Here is a 15,287-nt window from a genome sequence, read left to right on the forward strand (position 1 = left end):
GCAGGAGCTGAAGGCTCTTTGATTTATTTTCCTAACATTTAATGAGATACATGTTCAACCCGATTAATCTTCTGGAGTTCCCCACACCGCTCCTACTTGCGCCACTTTTTCGCCAGTTCACCAATCTGGTGGGGCGTAGTCCGGCAACATCCGCCGATAATCTTGGCACCCGCAGCAACCCACTGCTCAGACGCATCGCTCATGCTACCACATGTTCCCTGTCCGCTCCATGTCTTCGTCACTGCATCATATACCTCTCCCGAGTTCGGATATACAATGACTGGTTTATCACTGGCACGGCTTAGAATACCGACTGCTTCCGTTACAACTTCCATGGGAGCACAGTTCAGGCCAATCGCAGCAATCTGCGGTTCCGAGCCGAGCAATCGTGCACACTCTTCAATCGGTGTTCCTTCGCTGATGGCAGTTCCATCTTTTAAAGAGAAGGACAGCCATGCATATGCATTAGGAAACTCCTTCAATAAATCAACCAGCACCTGCGCTTCCTGCAAGGAAGGAATGGTCTCAAAAGCCAGAATATCAGCCCCAGCTTCCAGCAACGCTGCGATTCGAGGACGATGGAAGGCCGTCAGCGTCTCATCCGAGACGCCATAGTGACCCACATACTCCGAGCCATCTGCCAGATAAGCACCGTAGGGTCCAACGGACGCAGCAACAATCGGCCGCGGCCGTGCCAAGACACTTTTCGCCATGGCCTCTGTTGTTTGTTGCTCCCCCATTGAATGACTGCCCGTCACGTTTCCTCCGGCTCCATCTTGCACTTCTTCCCATACTTTATCGCGCGCCTGTGCAGCTAGCTTAACTGTCATGCGAATCAGATCCAGCGATTCTTGCTCTCCGATGCCTCTTTGGCTGAATCCATCCACGGTCGCCTGATAACTGGATGTAATGGCACAGTCCGCTCCCGCACGGAAATAATCCGCATGTACCTGAACGATGACGTCCGGATTCTCCAGCAGCACACGGGCAGACCAGAGCGGATCATCCAGATCACAGCCGTGCTGCTCCAGCTCGGTTGCCAGCGCCCCATCCAGAAGCATCACCGGATGTTCACGCAGAATTTGTGCTATGGGATTAGTCTGTTTTGCTTGCGTCATGTACTTGTCCTCTTTTCTTATTCACACGTTCTGTCAGATAATATGCTGCATAACACAGTGCGATAAATGGAACCCCACAATACAGTGCAATTCGCTGCGTTGGATCAAAGGCTATACCTATGCATGAAGCCAGGCACAATACAAAAGAAATAATAGGCACAGCCGGATAAAGAGGTGTCCGGTAGACAAGGTCTTTTACCGAATGCCCTTCCCGTATATATTGCCTACGGAACATGTACTGTGATGCACTAATGCTCATCCATACCGCAACCACCGCAAGACCCGAAATGGAGACCAATGTGATATAGACCGTTCCCGGCGCAATGATGCTGGACAGCAAGGCCAAGCCGCCGCCAACCATACTGATCAGTAGCGCATTCAGTGGTACACCACGTTTGGTCAGTTTGGCAAACCACGGAGAGATCGTCTTTTTATCTGCCAGTGACCAGAGCATCCGTGAAGAAGCATACAGGCCTGAATTGGCTGCAGACAGAATCGCGGTCAGAATAACAAAGTTCATAATATCCGCTGCATACGGAACACCGATCCGCTCCATTACGGCTACAAATGGACTTTGCAGTACACTCGCATCCGACATTGGCAGTAGTGCCGACAAGATGATAATCGTTCCGATGAAGAAAATAATCAAACGCCACAGTGTGGTATGGATCGCTTTCGGTATCGTCTTTTCCGGATTCTCCGTCTCTCCAGCAGCAATGCCAATCAGCTCGGTGCCCGAGAACGCAAAGTTCACAGCCAGCATCGTCATTAATATCGCAGTAGCTCCATTCGGGAACCAGCCGGATGCTGTAATGTTGGAGAGAAACGGTGCAGGTTCCGAATCTGCCATCGGAATAATGCCGAACATGGCCGCCCCACCAATAATAATAAAGACCACAATCGTAAGTACTTTAACCGATGAGAACCAGAACTCTGATTCCGCAAAAAATTTGACCGTCAACGCATTGAACAGGAAGATCATAATCGCAAACAGCGCACTCCATATCCATACATTCACTGAAGGAAACCATCGCTGCATCAACAATCCAGCCGCCGTGAATTCGGAACCGAGCGCAACTGTCCAAGTCAGCCAATACAACCAGGCCACGGTGTACCCTGTAGCTGGACCAATGTATTTGGCTGCATAGCTATGAAACGCCCCCGTCTCCGGCATGTACACAGACAGTTCACCAAGACAGAGCATAACCAGATATACGACAATCGCTCCAATCAGGTAGGACAGAATGGTACCCAGCGGTCCAGCCTGTTGAATCGTATAACCCGAGCTAAGAAACAATCCTGTACCGATAACTCCACCAAGTGAGAGCATGACCACGTGCCGAGCCTGCATTTTACGCTGAAAATGTCCCTTGTCTTTGTTGTTCTCCATGCCTGCTCCCCTACTCCTTCATCCAGAAAAAACAAAAAGACCCACTCTTCCTGAAGAGTGCGCCGTTACTGACAAATAAAAACAAACGCTCCTATCTATCAGGCTGTTCACCCGCTGGAATTAGCACAGTATCCTTCAGATCTGTTGCTGAGGTTTCTAAGGGCCAGTCCCTCCACCTCTCTGGATAAGAAAATGATTTTTTATAAATATAGCGATCTATCATCGTTGTGTCAACAATTAAATAATAAACCGCTACATTCCCTTTCTACTCGGTGGAAGAACCCGGATTGGTGATGCTAATCTTCACCTCATATGTAATCGGCACGGTGCTAAAGATTTGGTCCCAGTCGTCTTTGACCTTTTTCCATGTTTTCGGATATTTGATGCGCAGACTATCCCGAAAATCAGCAACGTCTACTTTATAGCTATGCTGAAGTTTGTAGAGAACCTGTCGAACCTGTTGCTCGGCCAGCTCAGAAAATGCCGTTTCCAGCTCTTTGAGATCAGCTTCCTTATGCTCTTCTTCGGGAACACTCCAATCCTCCATCAGCCAGCCTTCAGATTCGTTCTTTACATGGAACGATATATCATCGCCGACCACCTTCGGAATTACTTTTGTTTTTTTCTTCTTCGTTTCAAATACAACGGTGAACCCATCTTTGTTATATGTCTTCAAGACGCCTCCTTTTGCTTTAGGCTTAATCCACGATAGACCTTCCAGATCCGTCTGGCTCAGTTCCCCGAGAAATTTTTTCGTCTTTCCATCAAAGACACTGCCACCGGAGAACTTGTCTTCGCCATTGGAATACAGCACATTCTGCAGCAGGAAGCTGGAACCGGACTGCATCTGGGCGTCCAACTTGGATAACAAGACCGGGTCCAGGATCTTGTTGGACATATACGAGTTGTTCGTGATTCCCGTGAGATAAAATGCAGGGATTCGGGAAGGGTCCTGTGAAGTCAGTACGTCCACCGCACGATGATGGCTAATCAGCACCAGACAGTTCGGACGAATATCGTTATCCTGCAGGACAAAATCAAGCAGTTGGTCCAGACCATATTTTTTGGCAATATCCTTGGAAATAACGATGACCTTCAGGTGATGTCCGATGAGTGGACGATCTCGGCGGAGCGCAAATTGCCGAAAGATTTGCAGTAAGGAATCTCCGGTGAGCTGTTCATTGGAATAGGAGCTTTTGCCTGAAGCAGGTGAACCGGATTGCTCGCTTTTCTGGCTTTTCGAACTACCTGGAGCAATCTGTACTGTGGCTGTCACATTGTTCTGCTTGGAATACCTTCCTCCCTGAGCTGCAGTGTTCTTCTCGAATTCCGTCTCTTTGCCGATATCAATCCCAAGACCGACATAGACGCTTAGATCCTCTATCTCCCTGCTGCTCCAGCACCCGGATATGATGAATAGAATGGACAAGGCAGAGATCACACGTAAGAGCAAGCGGATGTGAATCATGCATGTTTGCCTCCTTTTTTGCGAATCAGACTCAGCAGTAGCAATACCAGCGGTAGAATGGCAAATAAAAACACGGATGCATTGCCCAGCATATCCCCTAGTTCAAAGGTCTCATTAACCGTTTTGGGCATCATTGAAGTCAGATATATGAACGGAAGCAAGCAATACATAATGACCTGCATCTTCTTCATACGAAACAAATCACGAATTCCCACCGAAGCGCAGTAATGTGTGATTACTGTCGTCGAAAAAATCTGCATAATCCAGATGACCAGCAGCAATGATTCAAATCGCTCGAATATTAAACCTTGTATCTCAAAGCTTCTTACCAAATCCAGCGTTGGCCACGTTCTTGTCTTAATCCCGTCAAGGGACAAGCTGCCCACAACCATAACAACTGTAATCAAGTAGATCATTGTCGAGATCATTAAGCCCCATGTCATAGCCTTATTGCTTTTCTTCGGATCTTGCATATATGCGGTCATGACCAGCATCACCTCGTAACCTGTATACGACAGTAATGAGGGCTTCAATCCTTTAATAACCGGCATGATCCCCTCTCCAAGTACCGGCCTCAGATTACCAATCTCGAATAGCTGGTTACTGAGCAGAATTTCGATTACAAATATAATCAACGTAATCGGCAAAATGATCTCAAATACACGTACAAGGACGGAAAGCCCGCCGGAGATCAAATATATGCCAATCCACATAAAAACCATGACAATGGCCCAGGTTGGAGTTCGTTCGAGCAGATACATGCCCGTTACATCTGCCATGACTCTGATTTCGAATGCTGCAATTACCATAAAATACATAATCATGGCACAGCCCAGTATGTAAGCAATCCAGCGCCCGGTAATCTCGCGGGTGAACTGGAACACGGTTTTCTCGGGAAATCTGCGACACAGGGTGACCATAATAAGGCCGACACCTGTAATAATTAGTCCGGAAAGAAGAATGGAAATCCAGACATCTGGTGTTCCAACAGCTTTACCGGTCGTTCTAGGGAGTGTCAAGATGCCTGCACCAAGCATGTAATTGACAATAATCACCACGGCCTGTCTATTGCTAATCTTTCCTTCGGAGTTGTTCACTTCTTATCACCTCAATCACTTTATGATTTTGTTCGGTCCTTATCGGTCGGATGAGTCATCTCGGGACGTTTTCTCATCATATTTAGCGGGGCACGGATCACAAAATCCTTCCATTCCCCGAATCGATAAGGCACGGCTGGTTCAACATAAGGCACACCAAAGCTCGATAGTCTCGCCAGATGCGTACAGATGAGGAGAAAGAACATAACTACACCAAACAACCCGAGCACGGCTGCACTAAACATGGCGGCAAAACGCAGAATTCGCAGGGTTAAGCCTGCACTGTATACAGGGATCGTAAAGGAAGAAATGGCTGTAACCGCAACGACAATAACCAGGAATTGGCTTATTATTCCTGCCTGAACCGCTGCTTGGCCGATAATCAGACCTCCAACGATACCCATCGCGGGCGCAATCGGCTTAGGCAGACGTATGCCTGCCTCTCTGAGAATTTCAATCGAGAGCTCCATGATCAGCACTTCAATGATCGAAGGAAACGGTACTCCCGTTCGCGTTTCAATGATCGTCAATACCAGCTTGGTGGGGATCAGCCCGGGATGGAACGAGATAAACGAGATATAGAGCGCAGGAGCAAGCAAGGCCAGCATGGCAGACATCATACGCAACGTTCGCATGAAGGTTCCGGGAATCCAGCGTTCATAGTAGTCCTCGGGAGATTGAAGCAGCATGCTGAAGGTCACCGGTACAATCAAAACAAATGGCGTACCGTCCAACATAATGGCTACCCGTCCTTCCAACAAGGCACCCATCACCCGGTCAGGTCTCTCTGTATTTAATACCTGTTGAAAGGGACTCAGGGTACTGTCCTCGATCAGTTGTTCGACATAACCTGATTCCAGCATGGAGTCCATGTCAATCTTCTCGATTCGCTTCCGAACTTCATCCACAAGCGCAGGATTAGCAATGTCCTGAATATAGGCTATCGCCAAATCTTTTTTGATTCGTTTTCCCACTTCAAACTTCTGAATAAACAGGCTCTGATCGCTTCCATAGCGACGCAAAATGGCTGTATTATCGCTTAACTGTTCAGTAAAACCAATGCGGGGGCCACGAAGCAATCCTTCGGACAAAGGTTCATTCACGCCTCGTGCTTTAATTTTATGGGCTCCAATTAATAAAGCACCCGGCAATCCATCAACCAACAGCGCATTTTTACCAAAAAGTACACCCAGTGAAAGCTCCTGAAGGGAATTGGTCTCCTGAATCTGACTGACTGGAAGTAATTGATTCTGCAGATATGCCGAAAGTAAATATGCATTATCCGGATGAAGAAACCCCTCCTGCTTAAGCTGCGGTATGCCTTCTAACATTAATGGTGTAATCAAGTGATCAATAATTAAGTCATGATCTCCCAAACCTTCGGTATACATGACCGCAGCGCGTGTATTCGTACCCCTGATGATAAATTCCCGAATATGCACGTCTGCATTTTGACCAAAGCTTTCTCTTACGCTAATCAGATCCGTAATGTACTTCCCGGTTATCTTAATATTCGCATAGTGGCCCGTCTCCGTTCCCTCGCCCTGCCCTGCGGCGGCTGGCGAGATGTCCTTCGAGGATATGGACGGTCGCTCCGAACGGGAGAAGCTTCCACGTTTAATGGCGGCATTGATCCAGCGCGTAGTCATAGTAATGCCAATCGGAATAATGACGACCAGGAATGCCTGCATCCATATGTTAAAATCCGGCACGTAGGATACAATTGTTGACCACATGTTCCCACCCCAACATTTCTCTGCATGACGAAGCTGCAGGTATTCCCAAGTATTGTGTCCCCGTTTGCACACAATAATTCCCGTTTTTTTGTAGACCATTCAATTGGACCTGCTTATAACAGATGCTCGCATTCTCCTTACTTCCATTGCATGTTTTGAACACAGCAAAAAAAACAGTCCCTGTATAAGGAACCGCTTCGTATTGATCAGTCAACATACTGAGTCAGAAGGATATCAAGAATATATCGCATGGTTTTCCTATGATCCATCCACCACATATTAAACGATTCTGGTCACATGCTCCGCTTTGGCATCAAGCAACTGAGCCGATTCAGCAATTGCCTTAAAGTCATTCAAAGCAATCTCGATTCGCTCCTGGCTCTGCTCGACATACGCCTCTACCTTTTGTGTACCGCCTGTAATATTGGCAATTTCCTTGGTTATTCCGGTAACACTATCACGAATCTCATTAATGGAGTTCTCCACCATTGTGGATAGTTTCTTTACTTCCTTGGCGACGATGTCGAATCCTCGTCCGAATTCTCCCGCATGCGCCGCTTCAATGGCAGCATTTAATGCGAGCAGCTGCGTCTGTGATGAAATCTCGCGTATGGTTTGTACCACTCCCTGGATTGATCCGGCCTGTTCCTGCAGATGAGTCAGCGTCACACGGTTCGAAGCTGACACCTCTGAGATATATGAGATACTGGACATTAACTCCTGGCTTCGTCCAATCCCTGTATCTGCTTGCTCATTCAGCTCATGGGACATCGCTTTCAGTTCTTTTACCACGACCGAGATATTGTTCTGACGATTGGTGATGTTGGTGGCTATTTTGGATACACCCAGTATGTTCTGATTCAGCTCATCGTACACCGGCATATACGTTGCCTCAAGCCATACGGAGTTCCCTTTCGCATCCTTGCGTTCAACCTTATCCTGAAAGCTTACTCCACTGAAGATGCTATTCCAGAATGCTGCATATTCCGGACTGTTTACAAATTCTCCGAAGCAAAATTGATGATGCTGCATGCCATACATGTCTTCCTTTTGATATCCCATCGTTGAAGCAAATACATCGTTCACGTACGTAACCCTGCGATCCATATCAAATCTGATCATGGCCAGACTTTTTTCCATAGCTTTGATGACCATCTCATCCGTCACAACATCTTTCTTCACAATATCTACTAAAGACATCTGGTACTCCCCCCACTTTTATCCCATGATAGAAAATTTCTTACAATTAAACGTTAAAATAACGGGTCGTATAATATGTATCCTTGCATAATCGAGATAACTATATCATAGATACCCCAATTCGGGTCTTTTGGATCACTCATGTGCCTGATTTCCCAATAATTATTTTTCATCAGCGCGAATGATGTCGAACGACCATTCCTCAAAAAACACCAAATAAGCGGCTACTCATGAATCCAGGCCGCATATTTGGCGCTTATCGTTTCGTACAAGTTCTTGATTTTATGATCACATACCCTTAATAATCATCCGCGTGGCAGCTTGGCCGCATACCGATTGCGCAATTCCCCTAACCTCTCCAGCTTCAAAAGGGCCTCATCCTTATGCCTTAACCCGACGGCCAGTACCAATTGCTCCATTAATAGCAGCGGTGTAACCATCGAATGAAACTCCCCCAGCTCTCCCCGGCTTACATAAAAAGATAACGATGTCCCGAGTCCGTACAGGAGATCCTCCCGATCTGTGACAAGAATTGCTTGGCTCCCCATATCCTTGGCCACTTCCAGGATCACCTCTGCTTCAGGCAGCAGACGTGTGAAGCAGAGCAGCAACACCATGTCATGCTGCTGCATGTGCATCAGCGATTCCAGCAACTCATGCCCACTCGCGGTGAGACGAATGACGGTTATGCCAAAACGCGCAAGGCGGAATGCCAGCAATTCCGCAAGACCCGCGGAAGGCCCTGGTGCATATATGTACACTCTCCGTGCTCCGGCGAGAATAGCCGCTGCCCGCTCCAAATCACCTGTCTTCATATGAGACAAGGTCTCCTGAAGATGAGTAACCGAGGCCTCCAGCAATTGCACAGGCAGACTGTCCGTATCCATTCGGGAGATCGTTCTGTTTAATTTCAAGGCCGGTGTGGTGTCATTGGAGGTACGAAGTCGAATTTTAAATGCCTTCGCATTATCATAACCAACGGCACGCCAGAATCGGGATACGGTGGCAATGCTCACACCCAATCGGTCAGCGATTTCCTGTTCAGTCATGAATAACATTTCTTCGGGATTGCGTTCCACAAAATCAGCGATTTTGAGGTGTCCGGGCGATAAATGCGCTCTATTGGCAAAAAGACTCATCTGTATGCACTCCTTTTTTCGCTCTCCCGTTAGTATAACAGGGAACTTTAATCAAAGTGGATTATGAATGTAATATTTTTATCTTTATATAGTTTTTATGTAATAAAAATTACATCTCATTTACAAATGTCATCTTTCCCGTTAATAATCAACCTCTAGACTTTGGCTATGAAGATCACCAACTTTCAGGGGGAATGTATGAATGAAGAAGATGACTGAGCGTTACACGCTGACCTCTTCACAGAAAATGATGATATTTGTGTTGTCCATGTCACTGTACGGCTTGTCTAACATGTTCACAGAGCTTATACCCAAGCTGCAGCTTGGACCAATTGAATTGTCCGTTGAATACTTTGCTTTTATTCCGCTGACACTCTGCATTCTGTTCCACCCTATGATCGCCGCTCTTGGTGCTGCTCTTGGCGAAGTTATCTTCGGTGAGTTGATGCTGGGACAATTCGGCGGACTGGGCGAGCTGGAGAAATTCATCACTTTCTCGTTCGCCATGTACGTTGCCGGACGGATGGTCCGTGATCCACGGAATCGCAGGCAGGTTGGGGTCGCTGCCATGACAGGAGTCATCATTCATCAGTTCCTTAGTTCACTGGTTGACATCGGCAAAGTATGGATTGGCGTTGAACAGCTTGAGGCGGTCCCGGGACTTGCGGAAAGTGTTGTTCTGATCGAAGGGGTCGGTTTTCTGAATGACGTCTTGTTCTCGGGCATCCTGTTCGCCCTGCTGCCAACACTGTACCTCGTTCCCCTGCTCTATGGCAAAATCGAACCCTTGCTGGGCATCAAACCACGCACTCCAGGCATGAAATATGAAGGTGCTGGCTTCTTCCGTCCTAAGCTTGTGCTGACGGGTCTGCTGCTTTTGCTACTCGCTTTTGGCGCAGAATCCCTGTCCGAGATGGACATTAACTTTGCGGTCTGGGAAACAGACTACGCAGATCAGTATGGTACTGCTGCGATCTGGCTCAGCATTGGTGTTGCTGCATTAATCGCTGTAGTGACTTTGTTAATCATGCGAGTCAAACGTAACAAAAACAACATCACGCCTGGTCCGGAGAATCGTCCTTATGCATAATGGAATAGCCCAATCCACCCAGTCCACTTGCGTGTCAGATCTCGCCATCTCCATCCAAAATGTAACCTTCACTTATCCCGGCTCGGATGAGCCTATCCTGAACAATGCTTCGCTCGACCTCTCACGGGGCAGTTTCACTGCGATCATTGGGAGCAACGGGTGTGGCAAGTCAACAATGTGCAAATTGTTCAACGGTCTCATCCCCCAATTCTACACAGGAGACTTCTCTGGTGAAGTCCACGTGCTGGGTGTGCCTGCAGAAGACCGAAGTGTTGCAGAACTCTCCAGGCAGATCGGGTATGTATACCAGGATTTTGATAATCAGCTGGTCCGTCCAACCGTGTTGGATGAAGCCTGTTTTGCCCCTCTGAATTACGGTCTACCCAACTATAAGGAGCTGGGTGAACGTGCTCTGGCCATGTGTGGTCTCGATACGATCCGCAATCGGTACATCTGGGAATTAAGTGGTGGGCAGAAACATCTGCTTGCTCTGGCTGGAGCACTGTCGCTCGATCCGGAGATTTTGATCGTGGATGAACCTGTCTCCCAGCTAGATCCGCAACATGCCAAACTGATCTATGAATGCCTGTCCCGCTTGAATACCGAATATGGCAAGACGATCATTGTTATTGAGCATCATACGGAATTTATCGCTGACTTCTGTGCTGATGTCGTTTTAATGGACACAGGACGTGTCTTATGGAAGCTTCCTGTACAAGAAGGATTGAATCGCATTGCCGATCTTGAGCGCCTTGGTATCCAACCACCTGAAGTAACTCGTGCAGCTATTCAGATCGGAGCGCATTTCAAAGCAGGGGAACGCTCTGAGCACAGTCAGGATTCTGTGATACAACAACTGTTACCCGTAACGGTTGAACAAGCAGCACTATATTTTACACAAGAACACGTTCGGCAGAATATTCATGCTTCAGCAGCACCGGCATTCCACGGGCATTCCCCTTCCGGAAGGTCAGACGGTACACGACAGCAATCCCCACCGACTGCTGTTCCCATTGTGGAATTCAGTGACACACGGTTGCGATACAGGGGGCTTGGCAAAAAGGAACATGAGGTTATTCGCGGCATTAACTTTTCACTGTATGAAGGAGAACGAATTGCGCTTGTGGGCAACAATGGAGCCGGCAAGTCTTCATTGCTCAGACTCATGGCTGGAATTAGCTTGCCTCAAGAGGGAAGTATCCGCGTGCTGGGTGAGATCACCCATCGTTCCTCGTTGGAACGGCTTGCAGGCCGAGTTGCGTATATCTTTCAGAACTCTTCCGAGATGTTTATCGAGGACAGTGTCCGCAAAGAGGTGGCATACTTTCTGAGAACCCGCCGCATTCCGCAGGCTGATCTGCAGATCGACCATGTGTTGGGCCGTTTTCGACTTTCGGCACTCCAGGAACGGGATGCACGTCTTCTCAGCGGCGGACAACAGAGACGCGTTACTCTGGCCATTGGTGCAGCTATGAAGCCTTCACTCATGCTGCTGGATGAACCTACGGCCAATCTGGATCTGGCTACACGGGAAGAATTAATCGGTGTACTGGATGAGCTGGATCAGCATGTGCGAACAACCGTCATTGCTACACATGACATGCAGCTCGTTACCCAATGGGCCAGTCGTGTCATCGTCCTTCACAATGGACAAGTGGAGGCTGATGGCACCCCTGCTGAAGTGTTCGCGGATGAATCACTCCTGCGCCGCTCCGGACTTGCGCTTACACAAATCATGGAACTTTCGCACCGATTGGGATTGCCGACACTCACACCTACAACCGATGCCTTTGTTGAGAGTCTGCTGAATTACTCATTCACCGAGGAGGATGCTCATCATGCAGCTTGTCCGCAACTGGTTTGACAAACTATCCATTGAACGCATACAGCTTGAGTTAATGAATACCGTATATGGCAGCGGTCATGCCAGTCTGTCACGGATTGACCCACGCGCAATGCTGATCTGGTATCTTTTCTTTGCTATCGTACCCTGGTTTATTCATAACGGCACGGTGCTGCTCGGTATGTTTTTGCTTATGGTCACCACGACTATTCTATCCCGGGCTGCCCCCTTTATCATCATCATTCTCTGTCTGGGGCTGATCGGTCAGGTCGGCTGGATGTTTATCATTTCGCTATTCTTCGGTGGCAATCTGGAATCTGCGTTCCCCCTGCTGCTGCTCACCCTGAAGCTGTCGATTGTCTCGCTGGCGAGTATCACCGTCTTTTCGGGCATGGACCCGGAACGGATTGGAGATGGATTACTTGCTCTTGGCATGCCTGCAACATTCTCGTTCAGCCTCTCATATGCTTACCGCATCTTGCCAGTGCTGTTCGGTGAATTCCGTAATATCATGCTGTCCTACAGACTGCGGGGTCAGGTTCCTTCCCGACATGGATGGTTGTATTGGCGGCTCGTCGTTTATTATATGAAGCTGTTCGTTGTGTCCTTCTTCCCACTCATGCTGGCTACAGCCAAACGCTCGCGCACCACCGTCGAAGCACTGGAGACACGAGGTTTCTCTTATGGCATGAAGGATGCCGAATCCAAACGCCTGAAGCTGGCCCATCTGAAAATCAGTCCACGAGACATTGGATTTCTGACTGGATCGGCGCTGTATGTCGCTCTTCTGTTCTGGCTCGGCACACATTATGAAATTCTGTAATTCATATACTTAACCATTCATGGAATAAAAGGAGTGTCCTTATGCGTATTGATCTTCATACCCACGGCAAATTATCCAAAAACTCTGATTTCTCCGTCGATTATTTCACCGAGATGGTCACCGAGGCCAAATCCAGTGGACTGGATGCCCTTGCACTAACCGAACATTTCAACACCCGCAATTTCTACGATGTCTATGAAACACTGGACCGGCTCTATCCTTACAATGGAGAGTACTACGATGCAGACGGGCTGCGTATTTTCCCCGGGATGGAAGTGGATATTTACGAGACAGGACATATACTGCTCATTGGTCAAAAAGAACATATCCTCGCCGTTCGTGCCGGCCTGGAAAATTATACAGCCAAGGGGTCATTCATTCCCTTTGCCAATCTGCTGGATCTGGCCGAAGCATGGCCACTGCTCAAAATCGGGGCTCATCCCTTCCGTGAATCCACTCCGCTGTATCCGTTGGATCGTTCTCTCCTTGAACGTCTGGACGCCTTTGATCTGAATGCCAAGGACATGTACCAATACGGCATAGAGACATGCCGCAGTCAGGTTGAACCCTTCGCACAGGCCCTTGGTAAACCGGTCACCGCCGGAAGTGATACTCACCAATGCCTGCAATACGGCAGTGTATATAACGCAATGGCTCACTCTTGTGCATCCGTTGCCGAACTGAAAGAACAGATTCTCAACGGTGCCTACACGATAGAAATCTCCTCTGATCTTCCCCTTCGTGTCAAAGCCTCCGTGATGCTCAAGAAAGTGATGAAACGTCTCGCCAAGCTGGAAGGCGCTCGTCTGCAGAAGGTTTAGTAATAGAGAGTATTAGCTGTAATAACAAAAGCCCGAAGCATCCATAAACTGTACCCTATAGAGTAGACACTTTGAAAAAAGTCTCTCTATGGGGTATTTTTGTTGTATGCCACGAACGAGACGAGGATGGAGATAAGCTGATGAGTAAAAAAATGTTTACAGATCGAGAAATGAAACAACTTTCAAAAAACCCATATGTAAAGTCCGTATCGACCAAAGGGATTACGTATACAGACGAGTTCAAGCAACTCTTTATTGCATCGAATCAGCAAGGAAAGCCGCCCAGAGACATTTTTGAGTCCTGTGGGTTGGATGCGGAGATCGTTGGAATGACTCGCATCGAAGCCGCTGCCAAACGGTGGAGAGCCAGATACAGAGAGCAGGGCGATTTAGGTTTACACGATGCAAGAGGCAAGCATTCAGGAAGACCTTTAAAGCGAGAATTAACCTTGGATGAGAAGAACGCGAGACTCGAAGCGCAGATTCGTTTGCTCCAAGCAGAGAATGAACTCTTAAAAAAGATTCGGATGGCCGAACGGGGGTGGAACCACGAGTAAAACTAGTGCCTGGTCTTCGATACAGATTGATTCGATTCGTGATTCAGAAATACCATCTAAGGCGGATGGTGAGTGTTTTGTGCGAGGTCGCAGGTGTCTCTAAAAGCGGCTACTACCGCTACTTTAGCGCTCCAGCCATCCACAGACGCCATCGGAGCGAACAGGCCGATGAAGAGTTGCGCGTTCACGTCAGCCGGGCCTTCCATTTTAAAAAGCGCTACAAAGGTGCACGCTCCATCAAGATGACACTGGAGGGAAAGTTTCAAATCGTCTGGAACCTCAAGCGAATCCGAAGAATCATGAAGAAATATAGTATCGTATGTCCTATTCGAAAGGCCAATCCGTACAAGCGAATGATGAAGGCGACCCACGAACATCGGACCGTGCCTAACTTGTTACAACGTAACTTCAAACAGGGCGTGCCGGGCAAAGTGCTTCTAACCGATATTACCTACTTAACTTATGGAAAAGGGAAACGAGCCTACCTGTCCACCATCAAGGACAGCTCCACCAATGAAATTCTGGCTTACCATGTGTCGGAACGAATTACCATGGATCTCGCGACAAATACGTTGCTTCACTTACAGAAGAATCGAAGATGGAAGAAGACCAAAGACGCGTTCATTCATTCGGATCAAGGTACCCACTATACCCATCCGGATTTTCAGAAGAAAGTGAAACGTATGGGCTTTGGACAATCCATGTCCAGACGAGGGAACTGCTGGGATAACGCTCCGCAGGAGTCGTTCTTTGGTCATTTTAAGGATGAAGTATTGCTGAAGGACTGCACCACACTGGAAGAAGTCAAACGAGAAATTAAATCATATATGACCTACTACAACCACTACAGATACCAATGGAACTTAAAAAGGATGACCCCTGTAGAATACAGAGATCACCTTCTTCGGGCCATGTAGGTCTTTTTTAGAAATGTCCTTTACATAGGGTACAGTTTACCATGTCTTCGGGCTTTGCTACACTGAAATGATTTTTGAATTGGTTATG

General features: G+C 47.8%; 12 protein-coding genes and 1 riboswitch. Of the genes, 5 read left to right on the plus strand and 7 right to left on the minus strand.

Annotation, left to right across the window (positions count from 1 at the left end):
• Positions 1–92: 92 nt before the first annotated feature.
• The 7 genes from mmuM to ACR32F_RS28240 form a co-directional block, all read right to left on the minus strand.
• Positions 93–1,118, minus strand: a complete 1,026-nt coding sequence (gene mmuM / locus ACR32F_RS28210; RefSeq protein WP_440112979.1) for a homocysteine S-methyltransferase — start codon at positions 1,116–1,118, stop codon at positions 93–95.
• A complete protein-coding gene (gene mmuP / locus ACR32F_RS28215) occupies positions 1,096–2,508 on the minus strand; it encodes an S-methylmethionine permease (protein ID WP_440112982.1) in 1,413 nt (470 codons plus the stop codon). The genes mmuM and mmuP overlap by 23 nt, the downstream gene beginning before the upstream one ends.
• A gap of 88 nt (positions 2,509–2,596) precedes the next feature.
• Positions 2,597–2,699, minus strand: a riboswitch (SAM riboswitch).
• A gap of 74 nt (positions 2,700–2,773) precedes the next feature.
• A complete protein-coding gene (locus tag ACR32F_RS28220) occupies positions 2,774–3,976 on the minus strand; it encodes a Ger(x)C family spore germination protein (RefSeq protein WP_440112985.1) in 1,203 nt (400 codons plus the stop codon).
• Positions 3,973–5,073: a GerAB/ArcD/ProY family transporter gene (locus tag ACR32F_RS28225; protein WP_440112988.1), complete on the minus strand. Its 1,101-nt coding sequence runs from the start codon at positions 5,071–5,073 to the stop codon at positions 3,973–3,975. Before ACR32F_RS28225 ends, ACR32F_RS28220 begins: the two co-directional genes overlap by 4 nt.
• Before the next feature lie 20 nt (positions 5,074–5,093).
• Positions 5,094–6,809: a spore germination protein gene (locus ACR32F_RS28230; RefSeq protein ID WP_440120042.1), complete on the minus strand. Its 1,716-nt coding sequence runs from the start codon at positions 6,807–6,809 to the stop codon at positions 5,094–5,096.
• 279 nt (positions 6,810–7,088) lie between these two features.
• Positions 7,089–8,009: a methyl-accepting chemotaxis protein gene (locus ACR32F_RS28235; RefSeq protein WP_440112991.1), complete on the minus strand. Its 921-nt coding sequence runs from the start codon at positions 8,007–8,009 to the stop codon at positions 7,089–7,091.
• Between the two features lie 305 nt (positions 8,010–8,314).
• Positions 8,315–9,148, minus strand: a complete 834-nt coding sequence (locus tag ACR32F_RS28240; RefSeq protein ID WP_440112994.1) for a MurR/RpiR family transcriptional regulator — start codon at positions 9,146–9,148, stop codon at positions 8,315–8,317.
• Between the two features lie 202 nt (positions 9,149–9,350).
• Between ACR32F_RS28240 and ACR32F_RS28245 the strand changes: the two genes are divergently transcribed.
• The 5 genes from ACR32F_RS28245 to ACR32F_RS28265 all read left to right on the plus strand — a co-directional run bounded on the left by ACR32F_RS28245 (position 9,351) and on the right by ACR32F_RS28265 (position 15,199).
• Positions 9,351–10,238, plus strand: a complete 888-nt coding sequence (locus tag ACR32F_RS28245; RefSeq protein WP_440112997.1) for a cell division protein FtsQ — start codon at positions 9,351–9,353, stop codon at positions 10,236–10,238.
• Entirely contained in the window at positions 10,231–12,102 is a 1,872-nt protein-coding gene (locus ACR32F_RS28250; protein ID WP_440113000.1) for an ABC transporter ATP-binding protein, read from the plus strand. The genes ACR32F_RS28245 and ACR32F_RS28250 overlap by 8 nt, the downstream gene beginning before the upstream one ends.
• Positions 12,077–12,904, plus strand: a complete 828-nt coding sequence (locus ACR32F_RS28255; protein WP_440113003.1) for an energy-coupling factor transporter transmembrane component T family protein — start codon at positions 12,077–12,079, stop codon at positions 12,902–12,904. The genes ACR32F_RS28250 and ACR32F_RS28255 overlap by 26 nt, the downstream gene beginning before the upstream one ends.
• A gap of 41 nt (positions 12,905–12,945) precedes the next feature.
• Complete coding sequence (locus ACR32F_RS28260) at positions 12,946–13,725, plus strand: PHP domain-containing protein (protein WP_440113006.1); 780 nt, start codon at positions 12,946–12,948, stop codon at positions 13,723–13,725.
• Between the two features lie 140 nt (positions 13,726–13,865).
• Positions 13,866–15,199 (plus strand): IS3 family transposase gene (locus ACR32F_RS28265; protein ID WP_440108848.1). Its coding sequence is split into 2 segments (ribosomal slippage): positions 13,866–14,267 and positions 14,270–15,199, totalling 1,332 coding nucleotides; the frame shifts between segments, so codons are not numbered across the junction.
• Positions 15,200–15,287: the final 88 nt, after the last annotated feature.

It is taken from the genome of Paenibacillus hebaui, assembly GCF_051934385.1.
Lineage (GTDB): Bacteria > Bacillota > Bacilli > Paenibacillales > Paenibacillaceae > Paenibacillus.